A 26,215-nucleotide genomic window follows, 5' to 3' on the forward strand; every position below is an offset into this window, starting at 1 on the left:
GAAGTTTATCTTTTTGGGTTGTCTGATACCGATCCTGCTAACGGCAGGATGCGGCCGAAAATTCCAGCTTCTGCGGGGCGAGGAAATTGCTCCTTCTCCCTGGCCATTTGAACGCAATACAGTTCAGGCTCGGGGGAGCATAGAGTCACCTTTTTCAGGGCAACTCAATCTAAAATGGGAGAGCAAAGTCGAGGATGGCCCTATTGGCCCGCTCGCTCTGGGCGCCGGTCGGCTGATTTTCAGTGGCAGCAAAGGACGCCTGCATTTCTTTAATTCGCTTACCGGTCGGAAAGAAGGCCGCCTTAAAACCCGCACTGCCGCTCAGACCGGATTGACGCTGTTCGATTCTCTCGCCTATATGGGGCTGGCTCCGCATCGCAATCGATTCCTCTGCATCAACTTATATAATCGGCGGACAGTCTGGTCGCTTCCTTTAAAGGATGTCACCGGTGTGCCGATAATTATAGATAACCGCCTGTATGTCTGTGCCGATTCGGGAACCGTCTATTGCCTTAACCGGCTGGATGGAAAGATTATCTGGCAGGCTCAGTCCGGCGCCCGTTCCATTGCCGGACCAAGCTACGATGAAGAAATAGTCTATATCCCGACTGACAACGGCCGACTGAAAGGATATGATGCGGAGACAGGGAAAATGATTCTTGAAATAGACCTCAAACAACCGTTGGTCACTAAGGTGGCTCTTGATGACAAGGTCTATGTGGCCGGAACCACCGGGATTCTCTTCGCCCTGGATAGGAAGAGCGGCGAGATGGAATGGCAACGTAAATTCCCATGGCCAGTCTGGACTTCCCCGGCGGTTGATGAGAATATGGTCTTTATCGGCGACGGCGGGGGGACACTTCTGGCGCTGGATAAAAGCGATGGCCGGACTCTCTGGGAGTTCAAATCCAATGGCGTCATTTTATCCTCTCCCATCGTGGTCGGCAATTACCTGATCTTTGCCTCTCTCGATAAAAATGTCTATTGCCTCGATAAGAAAAATGGGCTGCTGGTGTCGAAGCGCGAACTGAAGCATGAAATCAGATTCCCGCTTATCAGTGATGGAAAACGAATCTTTGCGGCTGCGCATGATGGTACCATACAATGTTTTGAGGATTAATATGATGGAATATCGTTACACTGAAAGCGACCTCAATACCAATCTCAGCGAGTTGGCCCATGAGGTAATCCGCGAACTCTATATCGCCGCCAATTTTGATGGAGAAGATCTTCCGGTTCAAGCGGTATTTCAACCTCCATCTCTTGGGCGGACACCTGTACGCCCTTAATATCCGACTCAAGTCCTCGATTTTTGCCGACCAGATTATGGATTATATGCAGACTCTGGATATTCGTGATATCCTCTTTGAATATGGTATCTCCGTCACCAATCTGAGTTTATTTCTTGAAAGATTTGTCAAGCGACTCCCCACTACCGATTATCAGAATCTTATGTCTTCGCACCTGGAAAAGCATAAAATAAGCGCCATCCTGATTAACAACCCGGCCGGCGACAATCTGTTCGAAAAAGGTCAAAAATTCCAGGGCGATATAGTCGCCGATTTTTCCGTGCGGAGCATCCTCGGTACTATTATTGGGGGCGACTTCGAAAAACTGGCCGATATGCTGGTAAATGAAAATCTTTCCCCCGACCAGTACCTCTTTCGCTTCGACCATGACTACTATCCGAAGCTGGCCGGACACCTGATTCCCGAGAAAATTGCTTCGATGGATGCGGCGGTGCTGGCCGAGCTTCTGACCGACCGAACCGGAAAATCTCTTGCCTGTAATGACGATAGCGAGCGCCGGGCCGAGGCCGAAAAAGCCCGAAACCTGATTAACGCTCTGAACTATCATCCCGAGCGGGAAGAGATAATCAGCCGCCTTGGCGATGCACTCTCCGGGACCGGCGTTCCCCGCGACAGCTATTCCGAAATTCTGCCCGCGGCCAGTGCCATAAAAATTGAATCTCTGGAGAAAATCGATCAGTTTCTGCAAAGCGCCTTTAACTCCGGACATGCCGAATTCTCGACCGGGGATTTCCAGGAGCATTTTGGACGACTCCTGCGCACCGGCCAAGGTCATCAACCAATTGGTGTGGGAACTGGTCGAGGGGCGACATGTTGATTTCCAGCATATAAAAAATATCCTGGTTACGATCGGTTCCGAGGAGGTGGCCCTGGCCCTCGCTTCGATTATCTCACATGAATCGCGCCAGGTCCGGCAATATGCTCTCAAAATTCTCTCCGAACTGGGGAAATCTTCACTGAATGTCTTTACCAGAATAATGGAAGACAATTCCAATTTCGAGCGGGAAGCCAACCGTCGGGAACTGCCGGATGCCAGATGGTACGTCATCCGCAATTCCATTTTTGTCCTCGGCGCTCTCCAGGATCCGGAGGGCTGCAAACCGCTGCGGCAGCGGTTGACCGATCCGGACACGCGCATTCGCCGGGCCATCATAGGGGCTCTGGAAAAAATCGGCGGCGAGCAGGCTGCCGACCTTCTCTTGATCCTGGCCGATGATCTCGACCCGGAAATCAGAGAGACCGCCATCATTGCCATCGGATTAATCGGGCAGGCCGAAATTGCCCCCGAACTGATTGACTTATGCCACAAACACAAATCCGAGGCCGGACAGATCATCAATACCATAGGTAGATTGGGCGGCGAAGAGGCCAGAAAGTTCCTGACCGGGCTCCTGACTGATTCCCAACTGCAGTCCGAGCTTGCCTCGAATCGATCCTCACGGGATGAGCTGCGGCTGGCGACGATAAAGGCCCTGGGGAAAATAGGGGATAAGGAATCGCTCGATAAAATAAAAGAATTTAGCGAATCGCTCTCAGCCTCTCAAAAAATCTTCTTTGGCGGCTCGCGATTGAGCAAGGCAGCCGAAGACATTCTGAATCGTCAAGATAAATAGTCTGTCAATCCTGTCATTTCGGCAATTAATATGTCAATATGGCTCTATGAATATGCCATATTGGCGGTCGATATTTGTCTGATTTCATAAGTTAATTCATAAGTGATTGAATGATATGCCAATACGAATATTGGCACAGGGCTTGTTATATACTAATTCAGAAGATGAAAATAGAAACAAAAACAAAATAAAGTTGGAGGTTAATTAAAATGACACTCGTGCGTTACAATCCGGACAGAGCCTTTGCCAGATGCGGCAGAGATTTCGATTCAGTCTTTGATTCGTTCTTCAATTTTCCGTCAGTCCGTTCCCTGAATAATCAGGCCTTTGTTCCCCGCGTCGACATCACGGAAGACAAGGAAAATATGACCGTCGTCGTGGAAATCCCCGGGATGGAGAAGGATGAGGTCAGGGTCTTTGTCGAAGACGGCGTGCTGACTATTTCCGGCGAGCGGAAAGCCGCGACCGAGAACAAGGAATCCAGTTCCATTCGAACGGAACTCATTACCGGCACCTTCTCCCGTTCATTCACGCTTCCCGACCATCTGGACGTGGAGAAGATCGGCGCAGATTATAAGAATGGGCTATTGACCATTACTCTGCCCAAAACGGAGAAAGCCAAACCGAAAGAAATCAAAGTTGCCGTAAATTAAGTTTGCGTCAGATCGGGTAGTTGGCAATCGGTGAACGGGCGGGTCGGCAGATTCGCCCGTTTTTATTCGACACAAGGTAAGAAAGGATGAAACTAAAATGGGGAAAATAATCGGAATAGATTTGGGTACCACCAACTCCTGTGTGGCGGTCATTGAGGGAAATGACCCGGTGGTAATTGCCAATTCAGAGGGAACCCGGACGACACCCTCCGTGGTGGCCATCGACAAGAATGGGGAGCGCCTGACCGGTCAGATCGCCAAAAGACAAGCGGTCACTAATCCTCTCAATACGATCTTCTCTGTCAAGCGGTTTATGGGAAGAAAATATGATGAGGTTCGGGAGGAGGTCAAAAACTTCCCCTACAAGGTGATCGCTAATGATAACAGCGATGCCGTAATCGAGATGAGCGGCCGACAATATGCCCCGCCGGAAATTTCGGCCATGGTCCTCACCAAGATGAAGAAGACGGCCGAGGATTACCTCGGTCAGAAGGTGACCGAAGCTGTAATCACTGTGCCGGCTTATTTCAACGACCGGCAGCGTCAGGCGACCAAAGATGCCGGGAGGATCGCCGGACTAGATGTAAAACGAATAATCAATGAACCGACCGCCGCGGCTTTGGCGTACGGTCTGGATAAGAAGAAAGTCGGCAAAATCGCCGTCTATGATCTTGGCGGCGGGACTTTCGATATCTCTGTCCTTGAACTCTCCGAAGGGGTGTACGAGGTTCTTTCCACTAACGGTGACACCCATTTAGGGGGAGATGATTTTGACAAGAGAGTTATCGACTGGCTGATAACGGAATTCAAGAAAACGGACGGAATTGATCTGTCCCGCGACCCAATGGCCCTTCAGCGCCTGAAAGAGGCGGCCGAGAAGGCCAAGATTGAACTTTCTTCCACCATGGAAACCAATATAAATCTGCCTTTCGTTACCGCCGACAGCAGCGGCCCCCGGCATCTCAACCTGAGTCTCACCAGAGCCAAATTTGAGCAGTTGGTCGAGGATCTTCTCGACCGCACGCTTGAACCGTGCCGCAAGGCCGTTGCCGATGCAAAGCTGCAATTCTCGGATATCAATGAGGTCGTTATGGTCGGCGGCATGACTCGCATGCCAAAGGTCATCGACCTGGTGCGAAAACTTTTCGGCCGGGAGCCGAACCGGAGTGTCAACCCCGATGAGGTAGTTGCCGTCGGTGCCGCCATACAGGGCGGTGTTCTGGTGGGCGACGTGAAAGATGTCCTGCTTCTCGATGTTACTCCTCTTTCGCTGGGTATCGAGACTCTTGGCGGAGTAACGACCCGACTGATTGAACGTAACACAACCATTCCAACGCGTAAGTCGCAGGTTTTCTCTACCGCCGCCGACAGTCAGACCGCTGTGGATATCCATGTTCTTCAGGGGGAGCGAGAGATGGCAATCGATAACAAGACCATCGGCAAATTCATACTTGATGGTATCCCGCCGGCGCCTCGCGGCATCCCGCAGATTGAAGTCACTTTCGATATCGACGCCAACGGTATTCTGAATGTCACCGCCAAAGATATGGCGACCGGCAAGTCGCAGAATGTCAGAATCGAGGCCTCCTCCGGCCTTACCGAGACGGATATTCAGAAAATGGTCAACGATGCCAAGAGCCATGAGACCGAAGACAAAGAGAAAAGGCACAAAGTCGATGTTCATAACAACGCCGACGCCGCAATATTCCAGGCCGAGAAGAACCTAAGAGAATTTGGGGATAAGATTGATCCTGATAACAAAGCCAAAATAGAAGCGGGAATAAGCAGGGTCAGGGAGGCGCTTAAGAGCGACAACCTGGCCGAAATGGAATCGTCAGTCGAAGCTTTGAATCAACTCTGGCATAGTGCTGCAGAGAAAATGTACCAGAAGAATCCTCCCGGATCGGATGCGGGACATACTTCGGCCAGTACCTCAGCCGATGACAAGAAATCTGACAGCAGCCCGGTCGATGCCGACTTTGAGGTGGTAAACTAGAGGGTTTTTGGAAATCTGGCGCGGTCATTGCGAGAGGCCTCTGCCGGAGGCAGAGGCCCGCAAAGCAATCCCGTTTTCGCACCGAGGCGAAATCGGGATGATTTCGCCCATTCCGTCTCCCCGGAACGGAACTCGCAATGATCATTGACCTCTTTCAATCAGTCCTGACAATAATTGACAAAGGATTTAGAATATCGTAAAGTAGAAGGTCGCATATTCTCCAGGAAAGGCAGACGTGATTCGTTAATGGCGCGAGATTTTTACAACGTATTAGGCGTCCCGGAAAATGCCTCTCAGGAAGAGATAAAAAAGGCCTTCCGGAAGCTGGCCAAGCAGCATCATCCCGACCGAAATAAAGGCGATAAGAATGCCGAGAACCGTTTCAAAGAGATTTCCGAAGCATATGATGTTCTCGGCGACCAGCAGAAACGCCAGCAGTATGATATGATGCGTCGGTATGGCGGATTCGATCCGCGGCAGGCGCAGTCGGGCGGTTTTGATACTTCCCAGTTTGAGAATATGTTTCGCACCGAGGGAGGCGGATTCGGTTCTTTTGCCGATATCTTCAGCTCCATCTTCGGTGATGATAATATCTTTCAGCAGTCAGGCCGAAGAAGAGATGCACCGGCGCGCGGCAATGATCTCGGCCTGAGTCTTGATATTACTTTCGAGGAGTCGATCTCGGGGACGAAGAAAACCATCACTCTGAATAAACCAGAAAGCTGTCAGGTTTGTGGCGGGACCGGCGCTGATCCGGGGAGCGGTAAAAGCACCTGCCCGCAGTGCGGCGGGCGGGGTACGGTCAGTTATTCGCAGGGCGCTTACGCCGTTTCGCGTCCCTGCCCGAAATGTCTGGGCAAAGGCGCTCTTCCCGGAAAACCATGCCACACTTGCGGCGGCTCCGGACAAGTGAAAGCGAAACGTAAAATTGCAGTGAATATTCCCGCCGGCATTGAAAGCGGCGGCAAGGTGCGTCTTCGCGGGCAGGGGTATCCCGGCTCGCACGGCGGCCCCAATGGAGACTTGATTATTACCGTGAATGTGAAAAAAAATCAGCAGTTCGAGCGGAAAGGGAATGATATCTACACGAAAGTGCAGATAAGTTTCCCGCAGGCGGTGCTGGGGTGCAAAGTGACGGTTAAGACCCTGACTAAAGAGGTTAACCTTTCGATCCCGCCGGGAACGAAACATGGGACATTGCTTCGTCTGAAAGGGCAGGGGTTGGCGGTAGACGGCACTCAGGGTGACCAGTATGTAGAGGTAAACATCGATGTTCCGAAAGATCTCACCCCGCGCCAGAAAGAGTTGCTGGAAGAGTTGGCCAAGACGATGTAGTCGGCGGATTACACCTGCGGCTTTCTCTTTTAAACACAGCAGGCGACATCACCGGGGAATAGATGTTACTATGATTTTAGAGATAGTTCAAGAATGCTAAGGTGAATGAATATGGATTTGAATAAACTGACCCAACGCTCGACCGATGCCCTTACCTATGCCAAGCAACTGGCCCAGTCGGAGTCGCACCCGCAGGTGATGCCGGTGCATCTTCTGGCGGCCCTGCTGAAACAGGATGACGGTCTGATTTCAGCATAGTACCGACATGATATGGTATAGGAATTTGCGTTGCTCCCCTATTTGAGGCAGAATCATTCCTCTCTTCTTGTCTGGGAGAATTTCTTGAGCATCTGTATGAATACCGACTCGGTCTCGGCAAAAAGCACCGGTCTGGTTATATTGAGTTCAAAGACAATCGTCTCCGTCCCGGCGTCAGCATATGCCACCGTCGCGATATTGGATTTCCCTCCGGGATCGACGGTTTCCATAAAGCATATTTTCCTGTCTTCAGCAAGTACCAAAGAATCCTTCTTTCTAAAGGCTACTCCGGGATATTTCTTTAAGTACCTTGCCGAATCAGCCGTAAGAAACTCTCGAAATGAGAGCGAGTCTCTTTTGAAAATCCAGATATAGACAATGCGGTCGTAATCATAGTATTTCTGCCCCGTTGGATAACAGGCGGCCGAGCGCCCGTCAGCTTGAGCGTTCTCAAGATCAATGACCCAACCTTTCGGGGCGGTGATCCGGCTTACAAAGGTCTGCCCGGCATAATAAATACTATTACTGCTGTCCGGCTCCTGGCTAAACGCCGAATATATGCCTACAGCGATCAGAATAAACGAGAGAATTGGAATCACTCTTATTCCCATAAAATCTAAGATAATATTTGGCAACGGAAAAGGGGGATATTTTATAATGTCGTTTCCGACCGATTCTGTCGCGAAGGTGAAAACTGCAATAGGCCCCTCGATGCCTATCGGGATGCTGATGAATCTCGTTTGCGGTCTGATATCGGTTTGCTGAGCATGCGGAGACAAGTACGGCTGCGGAAAGCGGAATGCTATGGTCCCATTCTGACGTGGATAGAGTCACCGTCGTTGTGACATGCTGGATCAGGAACCCTACGCCTTCAGGTCCGGTGAGGTTGTAACGGTAGAGCTCAGCGGTGGAGCGTTAGCAATGTCCGCTGGAGTGAAGGGTTGGGCATGTTCGTTCGAGCATGTCACAAATTATAGTAGGATGTGCTGAGCTTGTGAACCACACCTTTGGATGCAAGATGGTACCGTTCGTTTCTAACCGCGTCCTACGACTGTAACATGTCACGCGTTATCAAGTGGTGACCTCTAAGATTCCGCCATCAAGAGTGAGCCGGACATGATATGTCTGATTATTATATGAAAGGGTTATATGTGGTTGTGGGTCTACACGAGATGTCCCTGGCGCTCCGTCTCTGTGGACCCCAGAAATGACATAAACTGTTTGATTTCTGTCCTTAATCGCTTTCTTAAGAGGGCCAGGCATCCTCCATTGCTCCGGATTTAAGAGTATTCTTTCGATGCGTTTCTCGTTAAATGGGATCTGCTGCCACTGTTTCCAGTCGTGTTTAAATTCTAACATACATGCTCCTTGTTATCTAAGGATTTTATGAATTCATGCGTGCCGCATTTGTTAAACAAAACGGCCGGATGGACACTTTATTTGTTTTCTTGTATCTCCTTGTAAACATGATGGTCGATGCCTAACAATAATTAGATTGATCCCCATAAGATGCGGGCTTCTTGATTTCTGCCGGTATAAGCCGCCCCCGAATATCGCACCGCAGGAGCAGTAAAGCCAGTTCCTTCAGTCTCTTGATGCCGACTCAGCCATTTACGCACGTGTATTATACGGATCAACACGAAGACCTCCTTCTTATAGGCCATTCATGGGGCTACGTACACCAGACGGCCCCAATTTAGGAAATAAGCGTAAATCACATTATCACCCATGATATTTAGAAACAATATATTAATGTTTCCCCGCACAAAACGCAACAGATTTTCCGGTCGCCGCCTTAAAAATATCCCGCCAAAACCCCTTGCCAATCAGCGGCAATCGCTTATATTATTTATCTTTTAGACGGGGAAAACCCCGCAAGGACATTCGAATATGAGAATTATTAACTTATACAGCGAGGAAATCTTATGGTAGGTATTGTCGGGTATGGAGCTCATATCCCAAGACACCGAATCCGGGTCGAGGAAATCGCCAAGGTCTGGGGGGCCGATGCTCCCAGCTACAAAAAAGGATTGATGCTGACCCAGAAATCGGTCCCACCGCCGGACATGGATTCTATTACTCTGGCGGTCGAAGCGACCAAGAATGCTCTGAAAAGGGCCGGGAATATCAACCCGGCCGAAATAGGCGCCATTTATATCGGCTCCGAATCTAAACCGTATGCGGTGAAGCCCTCCGGCACCATCGTTGCCGAGGCTATCGGCGCTACTCCGGAAATTCATTGCGCCGATTTTGAGTTTGCCTGCAAGGCCGGCTCTGAGGCGATGTTTGTCTGCCTGGGGCTGGTCAAATCCGGCTATATCAAATATGGCCTCGCCATCGGCGCCGATACCTCCCAGGGCGCGCCCGGTGATGCGCTGGAATATTCCGCCTCTGCCGGCGCCGCCTCTTTTATCATGGGTGCCGAAAATGTCATTGCCGAGGTGATCGAAACCTATTCCTATATGACCGATACCCCTGATTTTTGGCGCCGCGAATACCAATTCTATCCCCAGCATGGCGGCCGCTTTACCGGCGACCCGGCCTATTTCAAACACAGCCTCGGCTGCGCCAACGGTCTGATGAAAAAAGCCGGCATGAAACCGACCGACTTCAATTATGTCGTCTTTCATCAGCCGAACGGCAAATTCCCCGTAAGGGTCGGCAAAATGCTCGGATTCACCAAAGAACAGTTCGAGCCGGGCCTGCTAACGCCCACTCTCGGCAACACCTATTCCGGTGCTTCCCCCATTGGCCTGACCGCTACTTTGGATATTGCCAAGCCGGGCGATATGATTATGATGGTCTCTTATGGTTCCGGCGCCGGCTCCGACGGGTTTGTCTGGAAAGTAACCGATCGCATAAATTAGGCCCGCGATAAGGCGGTTCGAAACAGAAAGCACCTCGATGATAAACTGTTCTTTGTCGACTATGGAACCTATGCCAAATTCCGGCATAAAATCCTGAAGAATGATTAGGAGGTGACTCACGATGAGAGATGTAGCAGTTATAGGCGTAGGGATGAACAAATGGGGCGAGCTCTGGGAAAAATCGCTTCGGGATATATTTGTCGAGGCGGCTCTGGCGGCCATTGATGACGCCGGTGTCGATCACCTCGATTCCATGACCGTCGGTTGCATGACCGGCGGCCTCTTTGTCGGACAGGAGCATCTCGGTTCTCTCCTGGCCGATTATTTGGGATATAAAAACCTTCCCGCCACCCGGGTCGAATCGGCCTGTGCCTCCGGCGGGCTGGCTTTCCGCACCGCTTTTATCGAGGTTGCCTCCGGTTTTTCTGATATCGTTCTGGCCGGCGGCGTGGAAAAAATGACTGATGTTTCGGGTGATGGCGCTACTTATGCGCTGGCTACGGCAGCCGACCAGGAATATGAAGTGTTCCATGGCGCCACTTTCCCCGGACTTTACGCTCTGATGGCAACAGCCCATATGCAGAAATATGGGACCACCCGTGAAATGCTTTCGGCCGTCGCCGTAAAGAATCATTTCAACGGCTCGATGAACCCATTCGCCCAGTACCCCTTCAAGACTACCCGTGAGGAGGTCGAGGGATCGGTTATGGTCGCCAGTCCTCTGAGAATTATGGATTGCTCGCCGATTACCGATGGTGCCGCCGCTGTAATTTTGACCACGGTCGATATTGCGAAGAAACTGGGCAAGCCGATAATCAAAATCATCGGTTCCGGTCATGCCACCGATTCTATCGCCCTTCATTCGCGCGATGATATGACGACGCTTCTGTCTACCACCGTTGCCGCCGAAAAAGCGCTGAAAATGGCCGGCAAGAGCATCAAGGATATCAATTTCGCCGAGGTGCACGATTGCTTTACCATCGCCGAAATAGTTGTCACCGAATCGCTCGGCATTTTCGCCCCCGGCAAGGGCGGCGAGGCAGCCGTGAAAGGGGAGACCGGCCTCGAAGGGTCACTCCCGATTAATACTTCCGGCGGTCTCAAATCCAAAGGTCATCCGGTCGGCGCTACCGGCGTCGCGCAGGTGATCGAAGTGGTCAAACAACTTCGCGGCACGGCCGAAAACGGCCGCCAGCTCAAGAAGCGCCCGAAAATCGGTATGACCCAGAACATGGGCGGTTCCGGCGGTTCAACCTTGGTGCATATATTGGAGGTGGCCTGATGTTTCCTGCACGTTCGCATAGAGAATACCCGCATCGTTACCGGCTTGAGGCCGGCAAATGCAAGAAATGCGGCAAGATTGTTTTCCCATACCGTCTGATTTGCCCGGTCTGCGGCCATCGCGAATTCGAGAAAGTAACTCTGCCCGATACAGGAAAACTGATCACTTTCAGTGTTATCCTGGTCGCCCCCTCGCAGTTTGTCGATCAGGCCCCGTACGCCATCGGCATCGCCGAGCTGATCAACGGGGTGAAACTCCTGGCCCAGATCACCGACTGTGACGTGGACAAGCTGGCTGTCGGAACGGAAATCCGGATCGAGTTCCGGCGCGTCCAGACCGACGGTCATCAGGGTGTCCTGAGCTACGGTTATAAATTTGTACCTAAGTGGTACTAATGAAAGGCAGCTGGAAAGCAGGGATGATGCAAATCATCCCTGCCGATACTTGGTTATCCTAACTTTTCCGGGATGGGGTACAAATGTACAGAATAGAAACAAAAATAGACACCGCTTCCGCCGCTTATAAAGAGAATTTCCAGAAGAACAAAGAACAGCATCTCATTCTCAAAGAACGGCTGGAGCGAATCAAGCAGGGAGGCACGGAGAAAGCCCGCAAAGTGCATCTGGAACGGGGCAAACTCCTCACCCGCGACCGCGTCGGCCTCCTCTTCGACAAAAACACTCCCTTTCTCGAACTTTCCACTATGGCCGCCTATGATATGTACGATAACGATGCTCCCGCTTCCGGAATTATCACCGGCATCGGTATCGTGCACGGCCGCGAGGTGATGGTGATCGCCAACGATGCCACCGTCAAAGGAGGAACGTATTATCCCATCACCATCCTCAAACATGGCCGCGCCCAGCAAATCGCCGAGGAAAACAACCTTCCCTGTGTCTATCTGGTCGATTCCGGCGGCATTTATCTGCCGCTGCAATCAGGCGTTTTCCCCGATAAGGACCATTTCGGGCGGATTTTTTATAATCAGGCCCGTATGTCATCCAAGGGGATTCCGCAGATTTCGGTCGTGCTCGGTTCCTGCACGGCGGGCGGTGCGTACCTTCCCGCCATGTCCGATGAAACCGTCATTGTCCGCAAGCAGGGGACCATTTTCATCGGCGGCCCGCCGCTGGTGAAAGCGGCCACCGGCGAGGTGGTCACCGCCGAGGATCTGGGCGGAGCCGATGTTCACTGCCGCGTCTCCGGTGTCACCGACCACTATGCGCAGGATGATAAGCATGCTCTTGCTATTTGCCGGAATATTATCGAAAATCTGAATCGTCCTCCTAAATTCGAATTGGGTCTGGCCGAGCCGGAAGACCCTTACTATGACCCGGAAGAGCTGTATGGTGTCGTGCCCAATGATATCCGCAAACAGTATGATATTCGCGAACTGATCGCCCGCTTGGTCGATGGCTCCAAATTCCATGAGTTCAAGGAGCTGTATGGTATCACTCTCGTCTGCGGCTTCGCCCGGATAATGGGTTACCCCGTCGGCATACTGGCGAACAACGGCGTCCTTTTCTCGGAATCGTCCCTTAAAGGCGCGCATTTTATCGAACTCTGTACTATCCGCAAAATACCGCTATTGTTCCTGCAGAATATCACCGGTTTCATTGTCGGACGGCAGTACGAGGCGGGCGGAATTGCCCGCGATGGCGCCAAGCTGGTGCACGCCGTGGCCAATGCCCAGGTGCCGCGATTCACCGTCATTGTCGGCGGTTCTTACGGCGCCGGCAACTATGCCATGTGCGGGCGCGGATATTTCCCCCGGCTCCTCTGGATGTGGCCCAACTCCAAAATATGTGTCATGGGCGGCGAGCAGGCGGCCGATGTTCTGGCGACGGTTAAAATCAACCAGCTCGAACGCGACGGCCGCAAACTCACTCCCGAAGACATCGAGGAAATCCGGCGGCCGATTATCGATAAGTACGAAAGCGAATCGTCGCCATACTTTTCCACGGCTCGTCTCTGGGATGACGGCATTGTCGGCATGAACGAGACGCGCGAGGCGCTGGGGCTGGCCATTGCCATGTCGCTCAACGCCGATATCCCCGACCAGAAATACGGCGTCTTCAGAATGTAAGGAGACTGCAGTGAAAAGCTATATTACTCTGAAATACCGAATGGCGGATAATGTCGCCCGGATCGATTTCTGCCGTCCCGATGTCCACAATGCTTTTAACGATACCGTCATCTATGAGATGACCGATCTGTTCCGGGAACTGGACCGGGAGAAGGAACTCCGTGCCATCGTTCTTTCCGGCGAAGGGAAATCATTTTGCGCCGGGGCCGATCTGAACTGGATGAAGCGCGTTATTACCCAGTCTTTTGATGAGAATCTCAAGGAATCAAATGCCCTGGCCGAGTTATTCGCTCTCATTTATAATTTCCGCTGTCCGGTAATTGGGAAGATAAACGGCGCCGCCATTGGCGGCGGGGTCGGTTTTGTGGCGGTCTGCGATATCGCTATCGCCGCCGAATCAGCCAAGTTCTCATTCTCCGAAGTGAAAATCGGTCTCGTGCCCGCCTGCATAGGGCCTTATGTGGTCAAGAAAATAGGGGAGGGAAAGGCGCGGGAGTTTTTCATCACCGGCGAAAGAATGAACGCCGAAAAGGCGTTCCAGGTCGGCCTGGTCAATCGTTTCGTTTCTGACGATAAACTGGAAGAAGCGGTGAATGACCTTCTGGTGATGATTAAATCATCTGGGCCGGCGGCCATGGCTGTCGCCAAACGGCTCGTGTCCGCGGTTCCCCGTATGACCGAAAAGGAATACAAACCTTTCACGGCCGAGATGATTGCCAGATTGAGAATATCGGTGGAAGGGCAGGAGGGAATGAACGCCTTCCTTGATAAACGAAAACCCAAATGGACGGTGGAATAAATGGCGCATAAATCATTCAAGAAAATCCTCGTGGCCAATCGTGGCGAGATTGCAGTCAGGATTATCAACGCCTGCCGCCTTCTCGATATCCCGACGCTGGCGGTCTTCTCCAGCGCCGATAAAAATTCGGTGCATGTTCTGGCGGCCGAAGCCGCCGCCGAAATCGGGCCGCCCGCCCCTCGCGAATCATACCTCAACATCGAAAAAATCATCGAGACCGCTCTGGCCCATAACTGCGATGCTATCCATCCCGGATACGGATTTCTGGCTGAGAATCCTCTCTTTCCCGAGGCCTGCGAGAAAGCGGGAATAGTCTTTATCGGGCCATCGGCCGAGGCGATGCGGCTTCTGGGTAATAAAATCCAATCCCGTATAAAGATGGCGACCGCCGGAGTTCCGATTATTCCCGGCATGAAAACCGCCGGCGCCAATCTGGAAATGTTCGAGAAGGCGGCTCATGAGGTCGGCTATCCAATTCTCGTTAAGGCCGCCGCCGGCGGTGGCGGTAAGGGGATGAGAGTTGTGCATCGCAAAGAAGACCTCCAGTCATCCGTTGAAGCGGCCATGCGCGAGGCCAAAAACGCTTTCGGGGATGATACCGTCTATCTTGAAAAGTACATCGAAAATCCCCGTCATATCGAATTCCAGGTTCTGGCCGACAATCACGGCAATGCTATTCATCTCTTCGAGCGCGAATGTTCTATACAGAGAAGACATCAGAAGATAATTGAAGAGACACCTTCGACCGCCCTGACCCCGGCCCTTCGCGCCCAGATGGGAGCCGCGGCGGTGCGCGTCGCTACCGCCGCCGGATACCGCAATGCCGGCACAGTGGAATTCCTCCTCGACAAGAACGGTGGTTTCTATTTTCTCGAAATGAATACCCGTCTGCAGGTCGAACATCCCATTACCGAAATGACTACCAGCGTTGATATCGTCGTCGAGCAGATTCGTATTGCCGCGGGAGAGAAAATCTCCGATTACGTGCTCAAAGCGACTCAACGCGGCCATGCTATAGAGTGCCGTATTTACGCCGAGGATGCCGAGAATAATTTTCTCCCTTCTTCGGGCGACATTCTCTTTTATGAGGAGCCTGCCGGCCCGGGAATCAGAGTTGATTCCGGCATAAAATCAGGCTCGGTGGTTGGTGTCGATTACGATCCGATTCTGGCCAAACTGATCGTTTATGCTCCCAGTCGGGAACTGGCCATCAGCAAAATGATAAACGCCCTCAAGGACTATAAGATTCTGGGGATAAAAACATCGCGGCGGTTCATGATTGATATCCTGAATCATCCCGAGTTTAAGGCCGGGCGGACATATACTGATTTCATCGATAAAAATATGTGCGATAGAAACGTCGATATGGTTCCGGCGGTGGAACTGGCGGCGGCAGTATCATCGGTGGCTATACTGCGCAAGCCGCAGGCAACGACATCAATCCGTAGAGAAAAAGCTCTCTCACCCTGGCAGACCATAGGCCCCTGGGAAATCGGCATGAGGATAACCAAATGATCAACCAATTCCGGCATAAAGAAGAAACTATCGAAACGAAGGCCAACCCCGGCGCTTCCGGTGTTGAGGTAACAGTCGGCGAAAACAAATATCTGGTCACCGAGGTTTCATCCGGGAAGTACAACGTGCTTTTGGATGGTGTCAAGAAAACTGTCTATTGTATTGTGCAAAATGAAAAATCTTATCTTGATATCGACGGCCTCCTCCTGGAGCTGGCCATCCCCTCCGAGGATGGTACCTCGGCGTCGGCGGCGGGCGGCCACGCCGGCGAAAAGGATAAAATTTTCGCGCCCATGCCGGGGAAAATTGTGAAACTGCTGGTTAAAGAGGGTGAGAAGGTCGCCGAAAAACAACCCATGGTGATTGTTGAGGCCATGAAAATGGAAAACCAGGTCAATTCACCCTCGGCCGGGACGGTCAAGAAAATCAACTTCAAGGATGGCGAGCAGGTCGGAACCGAAATCCCGATAATTGAGCTGGAAATTTGACCGGCCCCTCTCCCGAAAATTCCCGGTTGTCTTTTCAGGCAAAACTGAAATGAAAAACGAACCAAAATCCAATAAAGTCGGCGCCGAAGACGGCATCGCTATCAACGAATTAACCAACGCCACCGATTATCTCAAGAAGGTGCTCTATTTCCTTGAAAATCGGGATATCGAATATCGCTGGAAATGGATTGCCATCTGCTACTCCAGCGCTTTCTATAGCATGGTCATCACCGTCATGACCTGGGATAATCTGGGCAATGCTTACAATGTCGAGAGAGTGGAAAGAATCATTGCTCAAAAAAAGGCCGAAGCCGCCGGCCGCAAACAGAGAATCTCCGACGCGGAAATATCTAAGCTCCGCGACAAATATCTCTATGGGGATAAAGCCCAACTGATCGGTTTCGAGGAAGCCTTTGCCAAATGCCAGAGCAATAACTGGATGGCGCAGGAATTCTGCGGGAAGAGGTTTAAACTAACTCCTCAGGCCAAGAAAGCAATTCAGGAAATAAAAGACTGGCGCGATGCCTTTATCCATTTCAAACCGAAAACCCTGATCTTTTCCAAAAATAATATCATCAAGCCAGTCAAAGAGTCACTGAAACTTCTCCGTTTTGTCTTTCTGGAGGCAGAGCCTTCTATCTATCAGTTCCGCGGGCACCCAAGTATGGCCGAGATGGATGAGATTTTAGGCGGCATCGAAAAAAGGATTGTTCAGGAAGAATCAGATTGACTCATCCCTGAGAGCCTTGCCCATTACATCACCCGATCACCGGGCTGGCACCCATGCCCCCTGGAAAATAATCTTTTTGAAAATATGGGATAAATCCCGGATTGTGATAACTTTCACTTGCTTTCGGTCGCCGCGAGTCATAAATTTAAGAATTATATAGACTAAACAAAACAACCTGGAGGAATAAATGCCTAACAGAAATGAAGCTTACATCGTGTCGGCCTGCCGCTCTGCCATCGGAACGTTTTTGGGTGGCCTGAGCGGTTTTACGGCAACCCAGCTTGGCGGTTTGGCCATCAAAGAGGCCGTCAAGAGAGCTGGAATCGACCCTAAGAAAATTGATGAAATCATTATGGGGCATGTGGTTCAGGCCGGGGTTGGCCAGGCGCCCGCCCGCCAGGCATCTATGAATGCCGGCATCCCGACCGAGATCGCCTGCTTTACCATCAATAAAGTCTGCGGCTCAGGTCTTAAAGCGGTCATGCTGGCCGCTCAATCGATACGGGCCGGCGATCAGGACTGTATCGTTGCCGGTGGTATGGAGTCGATGTCCGGCACCCCTTATGTTCTCCACGGCGCCAAAGCCGGTCTGAAATTTGGTGACAAAAAACTCCAGGATTCTATGGTTCTCGATGGTCTCTGGTGCGCCTTCAAAAATTGGCATATGGGCTCGGCCGCGGAATTGACCGCCCGCAAAGCCGGTATCTCTCGGCAGGAACAGGATGAATTCGCCTATAATTCCCACAAGAAAGCGATTGCCGCAATACAGGGTGGTAAATTCAAACAGGAAATATTCTCCGTCGAGATTCCGCAGAAGAAGGGCGACCCGCTCAAGTTCGAAAAAGATGAATGCCCGCGCCCCGATATCTCCATGGAAGGCCTGGCCAAATTGAAACCGGCTTTTGAAAAGGATGGTACCGTCACGGCCGGAAACGCCCCGGGACTGAATGATGGTTCCGCCGCCTGTGTCGTGGTATCTGAGAAATTCCTTAAGGAGAATAATCTGACCCCGATGGCCAGAATTATTGAATACACTACCGCCGGCACCGAACCGGAACTTCTCTTCTTCGCCCCTATTCATGCCGTCCGGAAACTCTGCGGCAAGATGGGGGTCGATGTTCATCATTTTGACCTGATTGAAGCCAACGAGGCTTTTTCGGTGCAGGCGCTGGCCGACGGCAAGGAACTTGGCTGGGACTGGAACCGCGTTAACGTGCATGGCGGCGCCGTAGCTCTGGGACACCCCATCGGAGCCTCCGGAACCCGCGTTTTGACCACTCTTATCTATGCCCTTAAAGACAGAGGTAAGAAGAACGGACTGGCAACTCTTTGTCTCGGCGGCGGCCATGCCGTGGCCCTGGCAATTGAGATGATTTGACATCAATGAGGAACATAAGAATGGGTCTGGACGATATTAAAATAATCGGCATCATCGGGGGCGGCACCATGGGCAACGGTATCGCCCATGTATGTGCCCAGTGCGGTTACAATGTTGTTTTGGTCGACACCACGGATGAACTGCTGGGTCGAGCAATCAAAACTATAACAGCCAATCTTGACCGAATGGTGAAAAAAGAGAAAATCACCGAGCAGGATAAGACGGCCATCCTCAGTCGGATCAGAATCACTACCGACATGCATGATGTCAAAACGGCTCAGGTGGTCATTGAGGCGATTTATGAAAATCTCGAGGCCAAACTGAAGATATTCAAAGAGTTGGATAATATCTGCGGTCCCGAGGTCATCCTCGCATCGAATACATCCTCCTTGCCGATTACCCAGATGGCTGCCACCACGAAGCGTGCGGATCGGGTTATCGGGATGCATTTCATGAATCCCGTGCCGATGATGCTGCTGATCGAGCTCATCAGAGGCATCGCCACCAGCGATTATACTTTTCAATTGATACGCGACCTCTCGCTTAAACTGGGAAAGACTCCGGTCGAGGTCAATGATTATCCCGGATTCATTTCCAATCGGATACTGATGCCGATGATTAATGAAGCCGTTTATGCCCTGATGGAGGGGGTCGCTTCCGCCGAGGATATCGATACCGTCATGAAGCTCGGTATGAACCATCCCATGGGACCCCTTACCCTGGCCGACTTCATCGGCCTTGATGTCTGCCTGGCCATCATGGAGGTACTGTACGTCGGATTTTCCGATTCGAAATATCGTCCCTGCCCGCTTCTCTGGAAAATGGTGCAGGCCGGATACCTGGGTCGAAAAACCGGCCGCGGCTTTTTCGTTTACGAAAAATAAGGAGTTTTTATGGATTTTTATCTGTCTGAAGACGACCTGATGATCAAGGAGACAGCCCGGGATTTCGCCCGGAAAAGGCTGATTCCCAATGCGCTCAAATTCGATGAGGAAGATGGTGTCCCGCGCGAACTGATCGACGAAATGGCCGAACTCGGTTATCTCGGTATGATGCTGCCGGAAAAATATGGCGGCCTGGGACTCTCCACGGTCAGTTTCTGCGGCGCCCTCGAGGAAATCTGCGCCGCCTGCGCCGGGGTCGGCATTCTGATGTCGGTGCAGAACTCGCTCTGCGGCGAAATCATCTACAAATTCGGCTCCGATTATCTCAAGGATAAATATCTTCCGCAACTGGCGACCGGGCTGGTCGGCTCCTACTGCGTCACCGAGCCGAATGCCGGTACCGATGTTGCCAGTATCGCCACCGCCGCCGAGGATAAGGGTGACCATTTCATGGTCAACGGCACCAAGACTTTTGTGACCAACGGCGGCTTCGCCGGAATTCTGATCGTTTTTGCCGTGACCGATCCGTCCCTGGGGAACAAGGGCATCTCCTGTTTTGCTATCGAAAGCAACACGCCGGGCATTGGTGTCGGCGCCAAAGAGAAAAAGTGCGGCATGCGCGCCTCCGATACGCGCGAAATATCTTTCCTCGATGTCAATGTCCCTAAACAAAATATGATCGGCGAGCGGGGCGCCGGATTCAAAATGGCTCTGACCATTCTCAACTCCGGCCGTATCGGGGTCTCGTTCCAGTCGGTCGGGATTGCCCGGGCGGCGCTGGAAGAATCCATCAAGTATTCCAAAGAGCGCAAGCAGTTCAAACAGCCGATTGCCAATTTTCAGGCGATACAGTTCAAGCTGGCCGATATGGCCACCGTCATTGATGCCGGACGTCTCCTCGGCTATCGGGCGGCACAGTTGAAAGATGAGGGGAAGAGTATCCAGCGGGAAGCCTCCATGTCGAAACTGTTCTGCAGCCAGATGGCCAATCATGTCGTCAATGATGCCGTGCAGATTCACGGCGGGTACGGCTATATGAAAGAGTATCCGGTCGAGCGGTATTTCCGCGATGCCCGCGTTTGCGAACTGTATGAGGGTACAACCGAGGCGCAGAAAATGGTGATCGCTCGCGATCTCCTGAAGGAGTAAAATGCTTCTGGAGAAAAAACATCAGGAATTCCGAGCGAAGATCCGCGCTTTCGCTCTCGAAACAATCGCGCCGTACGCCGTCGAGTTGGATGAGAAACAGGAATTCATGGGCCGGCACCTGAAAGCGCTGGCCGAGATGGGTCTGATGGGGATGGTGGTTCCGGAACAGTACGGCGGGACCCCGGTCGATACAATCTGTTATTCCATCGCTGTCGAGGAACTCTCGCGGGTCTGCGGCTCGACCGGCATCACGATTGCCGCCCATAATTCGCTGGGGCTGTTCCCCATCTACAAGTTCGGCACCGAGGAGCAGCGCCGGAAGTACCTACCCCGTGGTACACAAGGGGAACTGATCGCTTTCGGGCTGACCGAGCCCGAGGCCGGTTCCGATGCCGGCGCCACCAAAACGCATGCCGAACTGCATGGTGACCACTGGATAATGAACGGCACCAAGTGCTTTATTACCTCTGTTTCATACTCCTTTGCTTCCATTGCTACCGCGCGCACCTCCGATGAACCGGGCGTGAAAGCGATATCTTCATTCATCCTCGAAAAGGGATGGCCGGGTTACGATATCGGCAAGAAAGAAAACAAAATGGGTTTGCGCGGAAGCGATACCGCTTTTATGCATTTCACGGATCTGAAAATTCCGAAAGAAAACCAACTGGGGAAACTCGGCGAGGGATTCAAACAGTTCATGATCACCCTTGATGGCGGACGGATTTCGATTGCCGCGATGGCGCTCGGTCTGGCGCAGGGGGCGCTTGACTGCGCCCTTAAGTATTCTACCGAGCGGCAACAGTTCCGCAAACCGATCTGCGAGTTTCAGGCAGTACAGTGGCTTCTGGCCGACATGGCCACCGAAATTCAGGCGGCACGTTACCTGGTGTATGGCGCCAGCGCCAAGAAAGATGCCGGAGTGCCGTTCGGTCAGGACTCGGCGATGGCGAAACTGTATGCCGGTGAGGTAGCGACCCGTACAGCCTCGCGCGCCATTCAGATTTTGGGTGGGGTCGGATATTATTCGGGCAAATATCCCGCCGAACGGATTTGGCGTGATGCCAAGCTTTGCGAGATAGGGGAGGGGACCTCCGAAATCCAGCGGCTGGTGATCGCGCGCGAACTGATTAAATCGGTTCAGTAGAAGCAATATAAATAGCATCTTAAGGGCGAACCTCCGTTCGCCCTTTTCTATGTACCGCAATAGCTTGTAGCAATAGATTGCAGACCGAAATTCCCCCCGAATTCCGCCGACGGTGGAATTCGGGGGGGTTTCGACATTTTTCCTATAGGGCGCGCATCCCTTTCGGTGTTTTTCCGAGAGTCAGTGTCCAGCGTTTCGTATGAAACGGCCATTGCTTATAGAAGCAGAAATGCAGGCCGAGAATATTCAGCACGGTGGTTCTGCCGACAGTCTTGAAACCGCATCGCATGTGCATTCTGAGATTCGGAATATTACTCATTGATATAAGAGTATAGTCCCGGGTACGATTTGAGGCCGCAAAGTAGCTTTGCATGGCCATAAAGATCGCATTGACATGTCCCCTGAAACGTTCTTCCGGGATCGTTTCAAGGCGATAGCTGTAGTAGCCGTTATCACCGGTATGCACGACCGTATTGCCATAGGAGATATAAAGCGTGCCGGTGGCGGCCCATCGCCACGCTACCGGGCGGCCCGCCTTGGTGACCGCAAAGCAGATACTTCCCCCGCGGAGTTCGCGTCCCGCCCTCCTGATGGAAAAAGGAACTCCGGTCAGTTTGGGTAGTTCCTCTTCGGTGATTTGTTGAAGTTCGTAGTCGGCATAATGCCGCACCGGGATATCAAAGCCATTGGTAACCGTAAGCAGTTGGCGATCATAAAAGTACAGCAAGCGAGGCAGCCGGGAAAGAATAGCCTGTGGTAAATAAGCAAATCCTCTCGACTTGAAGCCGTCTCTAAGGCGTCTAAGAATACCAGGCAATTTAGTCATCATCACAACCAATCAAAAAACTCAGTTCCCCACGGTCGAAAGCTCTCTCTGCTCATAATCTTCGAATCCACCAAATATTGTCACGACCTGTAAAGTAAAAATAGTAGTTGCAGATTTCAATAGCCAGAGCAAATACTTTCCTTGAGGCTTGCAGGTCGAAGTTCCACCCGAAGTCCCTCTTAAGCGGAATGAGCGGGGGTGCGACTTTTCCCTATTCAACCAAATGCGCCTTTATCCAGGCGATTCTGTCCTTTGGGCCTTTGAGTTTCTGCTCCCAATCGGGCGCGGGGTTTCGGAAATACCCCTCATGGCGCATGGTTATTACACCCTCAATGGAATCAAAGGGTCTCGGAGCACCGAACATTTCATCAAAGAATATCGGATAGTTGTATTTATCCGACAACTCAACCATTTCAGTTCGCTTGAACTTATTCAGAATCGCCGCAGTGAGAGCCACCTGGAAAAGGAATATGTTCTTTTTCCGATCCTGTTTGGAGAGTGCAATAATCGCCGAATCCTGATACAGGGTCTGAAAGTGATTCGCCCAAACCTCAAGCAATCCGCATTCGGGATTAAGCACCAGGAGTCCGGCGTTGAAATACGGCTTGAGCGTCGCGCCGCCGGCCGCGGCTGTCATGGGAAATAATGACGATTCTGCAACCGACAGCTTCTCGAAAGCGCGGCCCCAGAATGAGTCAAGAGGGTCGCTGTACAATAATCCGATATTCTTGTGCATGACGGGGCGGTACTTAAGGCAGATGCCTTTTCCCAGAATGAAATCTACCGGCTCACCGAGGAAAATGGTATCGGTGTCGATCCAGACCAGAACGGCTGTTTTTCCTGCGGCTTCCTGTTCGCACTTGGCAGCAGCGAACGGCTTGCCGCCAAAAAAGAAGTTGTTTGATTCCTCCGGTGCACTGCCGGCCCTAAGCTGCACATTGATTCCCGGCACCTTTTCGAAAATGCCTCTCGCGGCCGGAAGGAGAGAATCGGGCATATAAATCCAGAATGGCGCCTTGCTGAATTTTCCGGCAAATGCTCTTACGCTTTCAACACAAGCCAGAAGGCTGCGTACATCGGAAGTATCCTCGGCGTATGATGCAAAGACTAAATCATATTGGTTGCCCCCCGACATCGGCGCTTTTGCAGTCTGGTTGTTCTCGGCGTAAATATTCTTGTCGGAGTAGCTCATGATACCTCCCTCAGCGAAACTTATCTGCCCGGCAACAAATAGAGAAATGACGGTTATTATCAATCTCCATGTCAAACAGCTTGATTGCATATTTAAACCTCCTCATGGAATCCTGTCCCATTTATCAATTCCGATCACCTTTTTCATACTATTGCCGACTTTTTCCGGCGCCTTTCTTCTTCCTGATTTTGCCCAAATATATCAGCAAAGTCTGCGGAAAACAATCATTTCTACTTCGCGAAAAAATTCACAAACCAAAGAATAATTTTCTTTCATTTTGGTTGAAATAAGTCCCCTCATGCCATATATTTTCAGCAGAAAATACGAAAAACCGCTTCTCTCATTGCAGGAGGAATCATGGCTTTTAATAAGGTTGAGTATATCTGGATGAACGGCAAAATGGTGCACTGGGATGACGCCAAAATCCATGTGCTTTCTCATGTAGTTCATTATGGTTCATCGATTTTCGAGGGGCAAAGATGTTACAAAACGCCCAAAGGGCCGGCCTGTTTTCGTCTGACGGAACATATTGACCGACTCTGGGATTCCTGCAAAATATATCGAATGGTCATTCCATATACCAAAAAGCAGATATTTGATGCCGTACTGGAGCTGGTTGCCATAAATAATCTGGAAGATTGCTATATTCGCCCGGTGGTTTATCGGGGGTATGATTCGCTCGGAGTCGATCCGGGGAAATGCCCGATTGATTTTGCTATTGCCGCCTGGAACTGGGGTAAATATCTCGGCCCGGAAGCGATGGAAAAAGGGGTGAAGGTATGTGTTTCCTCATGGAATCGCAACGCCCCTAACACGACCCCCATGATGGCCAAGGCTGGCGCGAACTATATGAACGGGCAGTTAATCAAAATGGAAGCACTCGCGCGCGGCTGTGTTGAGGGGATTGCACTTGATGTCAATGGCAATGTTTCCGAGGGTTCCGGCGAGAATATATTTATTGTCAGCAATGGTGTGCTGGTGACACCGCCGTTTTCGGCTTCGATACTCCCCGGGATCACCCGCCGCACCATTATCAAGTTGGCGGACGATATGGGAATCAAGGTTATCGAAGAGAATATCCCGCGCGAGGCGCTCTATATTGCCGATGAGGTATTTTTTACCGGCACGGCCGCCGAGGTAACGCCGATATCAGAGATTGATGGGATAATTATCGGCGAAGGACGCCGCGGCCCGATTACGGGGAAACTTCAGGCCCGGTTCTTTGAAATTTTGGAAGGTCGCGCCGAGGATATCTACGGCTGGCTGACCTATGTCCCGCGCCGATAGGGTATTTCCGTAAAGGAGGTTGAGTCATGAAAATAGCGGTCGGTTCCGATCATGCCGGAATTGAGATGAAAAATGAGGTTAAAGCGATTCTTCAATCTCTTGGTCACAAGATAATTGATTTTGGGACAGATACGAAGGACTCGGTTGACTATCCCGATTACGGGATCAAAGTCGCCCGGGCGGTGGCCTCGGGTGAGGCCGATAGGGGAGTGGCGGTCTGCTGGACCGGCAACGGGATGACGATTGCCGCCAATAAGGTCAAAGGAGTCCGCGCCACATTGTGCTTGAATAAAGATATGGCCTATTACGCCAGATTCCATAATGACTCCAATGTCTTGACCCTGTCACAGAAATATATCGCCGAAAAAGACCTTGAGAGCATTGTCAGAACCTGGCTGGAAACCTCCTTTGAGGGGGGACGTCACGAGCGACGGCTCAGAAAAATCTCCGAGGCCGAGGAAGGTTAGAGAGAGAATAGAAAATTATCACGAAAATCCCGGCGGGTTTGCAACTCCAAGCAGCCCGCCATTAATATGAGCATGAATATAGAAGGTGATTAATTATGTCTTACCTGAAAAAGGTCGATCCTGAAATTTATAATGCGATACTGAATGAGGTCAATCGCGAATCGGACAAGCTGGAGTTGATTGCATCGGAGAATTTTGTCTCCGAGGCGGTGCTTGAGGCGGCCGGCGGCATCATGACCAATAAGTACGCCGAGGGGTATCCCGGCAAAAGGTACTACGGCGGGTGTGAATTTGTCGATGTGGCCGAGAATTTGGCGCGAGATCGGGCCAAACAGCTTTTTGGCTGCGAGCATGTCAATGTTCAGCCGCATTCCGGTTCGCAGGCGAACATGGCGGTCTATTTCACCGTGCTCAATCTCGGCGATAAGGTGATGGGGCTGGATCTTTCGCATGGCGGGCACCTGACCCACGGCCATCCAATTAATTTTTCCGGAAAGCTGTTCCAGTTTCATTCTTATCAGGTGGATAAAGATACCGAGGTTATCAACTATGATAAACTGGTGGCTCAGGCCAGGGAAATTCAGCCCAAAATGATTGTGGCGGGAGCCTCGGCTTATCCTCGGACACTCGATTTCAAGAGGTTCCGTGAGGCATGCGATGCTTGCGGCGCATATTTGATGGTCGATATCGCCCATATTGCTGGGTTGGTGGCCGCCGGACTGCACCCCTCGCCGGTGCCATATGCCGATTTTGTCACCACGACTACTCACAAGACACTGCGCGGCCCGCGCGGCGGGATGGTGATGTGCAAAGAGAAATATGCCGCCGATCTTGACCGGACGGTCATGCCCGGTATTCAGGGCGGCCCGCTGATGCATATTATCGCTGCCAAGGCGGTGGCTCTCAAAGAAGCTCTGACCGATGAATTCAAAGAATACCAGAAAAGAATCGTCGAG

The 26,215-nt window shown here is 51.6% G+C and carries 24 protein-coding genes and 1 pseudogene; 22 read left to right on the forward strand and 3 right to left on the reverse strand.

Features of this window, described 5'->3' with window-relative positions:
• The 7 genes from NT002_14520 to NT002_14550 all read left to right on the forward strand — a co-directional run.
• Positions 1 to 1,120 (forward strand): PQQ-binding-like beta-propeller repeat protein (locus NT002_14520; protein MCX6830478.1); only part of this gene is annotated, 1,120 nt, incomplete at its 5' end.
• Positions 1,121 to 1,218: 98 nt separating this feature from the next.
• On the forward strand, positions 1,219 to 2,127 hold the full coding sequence (locus NT002_14525; protein MCX6830479.1) for a hypothetical protein: 909 nt from the start codon (positions 1,219 to 1,221) through the stop codon (positions 2,125 to 2,127).
• Positions 2,054 to 2,923, forward strand: coding sequence for a HEAT repeat domain-containing protein (locus NT002_14530; GenBank protein ID MCX6830480.1), 870 nt, complete (start codon positions 2,054 to 2,056; stop codon positions 2,921 to 2,923). The genes NT002_14525 and NT002_14530 overlap by 74 nt, the downstream gene beginning before the upstream one ends.
• Before the next feature lie 209 nt (positions 2,924 to 3,132).
• On the forward strand, positions 3,133 to 3,576 hold the full coding sequence (locus NT002_14535) for an Hsp20/alpha crystallin family protein (protein ID MCX6830481.1): 444 nt from the start codon (positions 3,133 to 3,135) through the stop codon (positions 3,574 to 3,576).
• Between the two features lie 97 nt (positions 3,577 to 3,673).
• Complete coding sequence (gene dnaK, locus NT002_14540) at positions 3,674 to 5,572, forward strand: molecular chaperone DnaK (GenBank protein MCX6830482.1); 1,899 nt, start codon at positions 3,674 to 3,676, stop codon at positions 5,570 to 5,572.
• 246 nt (positions 5,573 to 5,818) lie between these two features.
• The gene (dnaJ, locus tag NT002_14545; GenBank protein ID MCX6830483.1) at positions 5,819 to 6,907 is read left to right on the forward strand and encodes a molecular chaperone DnaJ; all 1,089 of its coding nucleotides are present in this window, start codon (positions 5,819 to 5,821) and stop codon (positions 6,905 to 6,907) included.
• Between the two features lie 111 nt (positions 6,908 to 7,018).
• Complete coding sequence (locus NT002_14550; GenBank protein ID MCX6830484.1) at positions 7,019 to 7,165, forward strand: hypothetical protein; 147 nt, start codon at positions 7,019 to 7,021, stop codon at positions 7,163 to 7,165.
• Between the two features lie 53 nt (positions 7,166 to 7,218).
• On the opposite strand, the gene NT002_14555 is transcribed toward NT002_14550, so the two are convergent.
• Entirely contained in the window at positions 7,219 to 7,764 is a 546-nt protein-coding gene (locus NT002_14555; GenBank protein ID MCX6830485.1) for a hypothetical protein, read from the reverse strand.
• 1,326 nt (positions 7,765 to 9,090) lie between these two features.
• Between NT002_14555 and NT002_14560 the strand changes: the two are divergent.
• The 12 genes and pseudogenes from NT002_14560 (at position 9,091) to NT002_14615 (ending at position 21,487) form a co-directional block, all read left to right on the forward strand.
• A pseudogene (locus NT002_14560) lies at positions 9,091 to 10,140 on the forward strand (hydroxymethylglutaryl-CoA synthase).
• A 13-nt stretch (positions 10,141 to 10,153) separates the two neighbouring features.
• On the forward strand, positions 10,154 to 11,314 hold the full coding sequence (locus tag NT002_14565) for a thiolase domain-containing protein (GenBank protein MCX6830486.1): 1,161 nt from the start codon (positions 10,154 to 10,156) through the stop codon (positions 11,312 to 11,314).
• Positions 11,314 to 11,709, forward strand: coding sequence for a Zn-ribbon domain-containing OB-fold protein (locus NT002_14570; GenBank protein MCX6830487.1), 396 nt, complete (start codon positions 11,314 to 11,316; stop codon positions 11,707 to 11,709). Before NT002_14565 ends, NT002_14570 begins: the two co-directional genes overlap by 1 nt.
• Positions 11,710 to 11,792: 83 nt before the next feature.
• Entirely contained in the window at positions 11,793 to 13,400 is a 1,608-nt protein-coding gene (locus NT002_14575) for a methylcrotonoyl-CoA carboxylase (protein ID MCX6830488.1), read from the forward strand.
• A gap of 10 nt (positions 13,401 to 13,410) precedes the next feature.
• Positions 13,411 to 14,199, forward strand: coding sequence for an enoyl-CoA hydratase-related protein (locus NT002_14580; protein MCX6830489.1), 789 nt, complete (start codon positions 13,411 to 13,413; stop codon positions 14,197 to 14,199).
• Entirely contained in the window at positions 14,200 to 15,714 is a 1,515-nt protein-coding gene (locus NT002_14585) for an acetyl-CoA carboxylase biotin carboxylase subunit (GenBank protein ID MCX6830490.1), read from the forward strand. It begins immediately after the preceding gene.
• The gene (locus tag NT002_14590) at positions 15,711 to 16,202 is read left to right on the forward strand and encodes a hypothetical protein (protein ID MCX6830491.1); all 492 of its coding nucleotides are present in this window, start codon (positions 15,711 to 15,713) and stop codon (positions 16,200 to 16,202) included. Before NT002_14585 ends, NT002_14590 begins: the two co-directional genes overlap by 4 nt.
• A gap of 49 nt (positions 16,203 to 16,251) precedes the next feature.
• Positions 16,252 to 16,932, forward strand: coding sequence for a hypothetical protein (locus NT002_14595; GenBank protein ID MCX6830492.1), 681 nt, complete (start codon positions 16,252 to 16,254; stop codon positions 16,930 to 16,932).
• A 187-nt stretch (positions 16,933 to 17,119) separates the two neighbouring features.
• Positions 17,120 to 18,310, forward strand: a complete 1,191-nt coding sequence (locus tag NT002_14600) for an acetyl-CoA C-acetyltransferase (protein MCX6830493.1) — start codon at positions 17,120 to 17,122, stop codon at positions 18,308 to 18,310.
• 20 nt (positions 18,311 to 18,330) lie between these two features.
• Positions 18,331 to 19,194 carry a 3-hydroxybutyryl-CoA dehydrogenase gene (locus tag NT002_14605; protein MCX6830494.1) on the forward strand — a complete coding sequence of 288 codons (864 nt, stop codon included), beginning with the start codon at positions 18,331 to 18,333 and terminating at the stop codon, positions 19,192 to 19,194.
• A gap of 9 nt (positions 19,195 to 19,203) precedes the next feature.
• The gene (locus NT002_14610; GenBank protein MCX6830495.1) at positions 19,204 to 20,343 is read left to right on the forward strand and encodes an acyl-CoA dehydrogenase family protein; all 1,140 of its coding nucleotides are present in this window, start codon (positions 19,204 to 19,206) and stop codon (positions 20,341 to 20,343) included.
• A gap of 1 nt (position 20,344) precedes the next feature.
• The gene (locus tag NT002_14615) at positions 20,345 to 21,487 is read left to right on the forward strand and encodes an acyl-CoA dehydrogenase family protein (protein MCX6830496.1); all 1,143 of its coding nucleotides are present in this window, start codon (positions 20,345 to 20,347) and stop codon (positions 21,485 to 21,487) included.
• Between the two features lie 142 nt (positions 21,488 to 21,629).
• Here NT002_14615 and NT002_14620 read toward each other — a convergent pair whose 3' ends face one another.
• Complete coding sequence (locus NT002_14620; protein MCX6830497.1) at positions 21,630 to 22,214, reverse strand: hypothetical protein; 585 nt, start codon at positions 22,212 to 22,214, stop codon at positions 21,630 to 21,632.
• Between the two features lie 310 nt (positions 22,215 to 22,524).
• Positions 22,525 to 23,505, reverse strand: coding sequence for a hypothetical protein (locus NT002_14625; GenBank protein MCX6830498.1), 981 nt, complete (start codon positions 23,503 to 23,505; stop codon positions 22,525 to 22,527).
• 357 nt (positions 23,506 to 23,862) lie between these two features.
• Here NT002_14625 and NT002_14630 point away from each other — a divergent pair, with 357 nt between their 5' ends.
• The 3 genes from NT002_14630 to NT002_14640 form a co-directional block, all read left to right on the forward strand.
• Positions 23,863 to 24,792 carry a branched-chain amino acid transaminase gene (locus NT002_14630; GenBank protein MCX6830499.1) on the forward strand — a complete coding sequence of 310 codons (930 nt, stop codon included), beginning with the start codon at positions 23,863 to 23,865 and terminating at the stop codon, positions 24,790 to 24,792.
• Positions 24,793 to 24,818: 26 nt separating this feature from the next.
• The gene (gene rpiB, locus NT002_14635) at positions 24,819 to 25,259 is read left to right on the forward strand and encodes a ribose 5-phosphate isomerase B (protein ID MCX6830500.1); all 441 of its coding nucleotides are present in this window, start codon (positions 24,819 to 24,821) and stop codon (positions 25,257 to 25,259) included.
• Positions 25,260 to 25,354: 95 nt separating this feature from the next.
• Positions 25,355 to 26,215: serine hydroxymethyltransferase (locus NT002_14640; GenBank protein ID MCX6830501.1), on the forward strand; the 861-nt coding region annotated here is incomplete at its 3' end.

This window comes from Candidatus Zixiibacteriota bacterium, assembly GCA_026397505.1.
In the GTDB taxonomy this organism is placed as follows: domain Bacteria; phylum Zixibacteria; class MSB-5A5; order GN15; family PGXB01; genus JAPLUR01.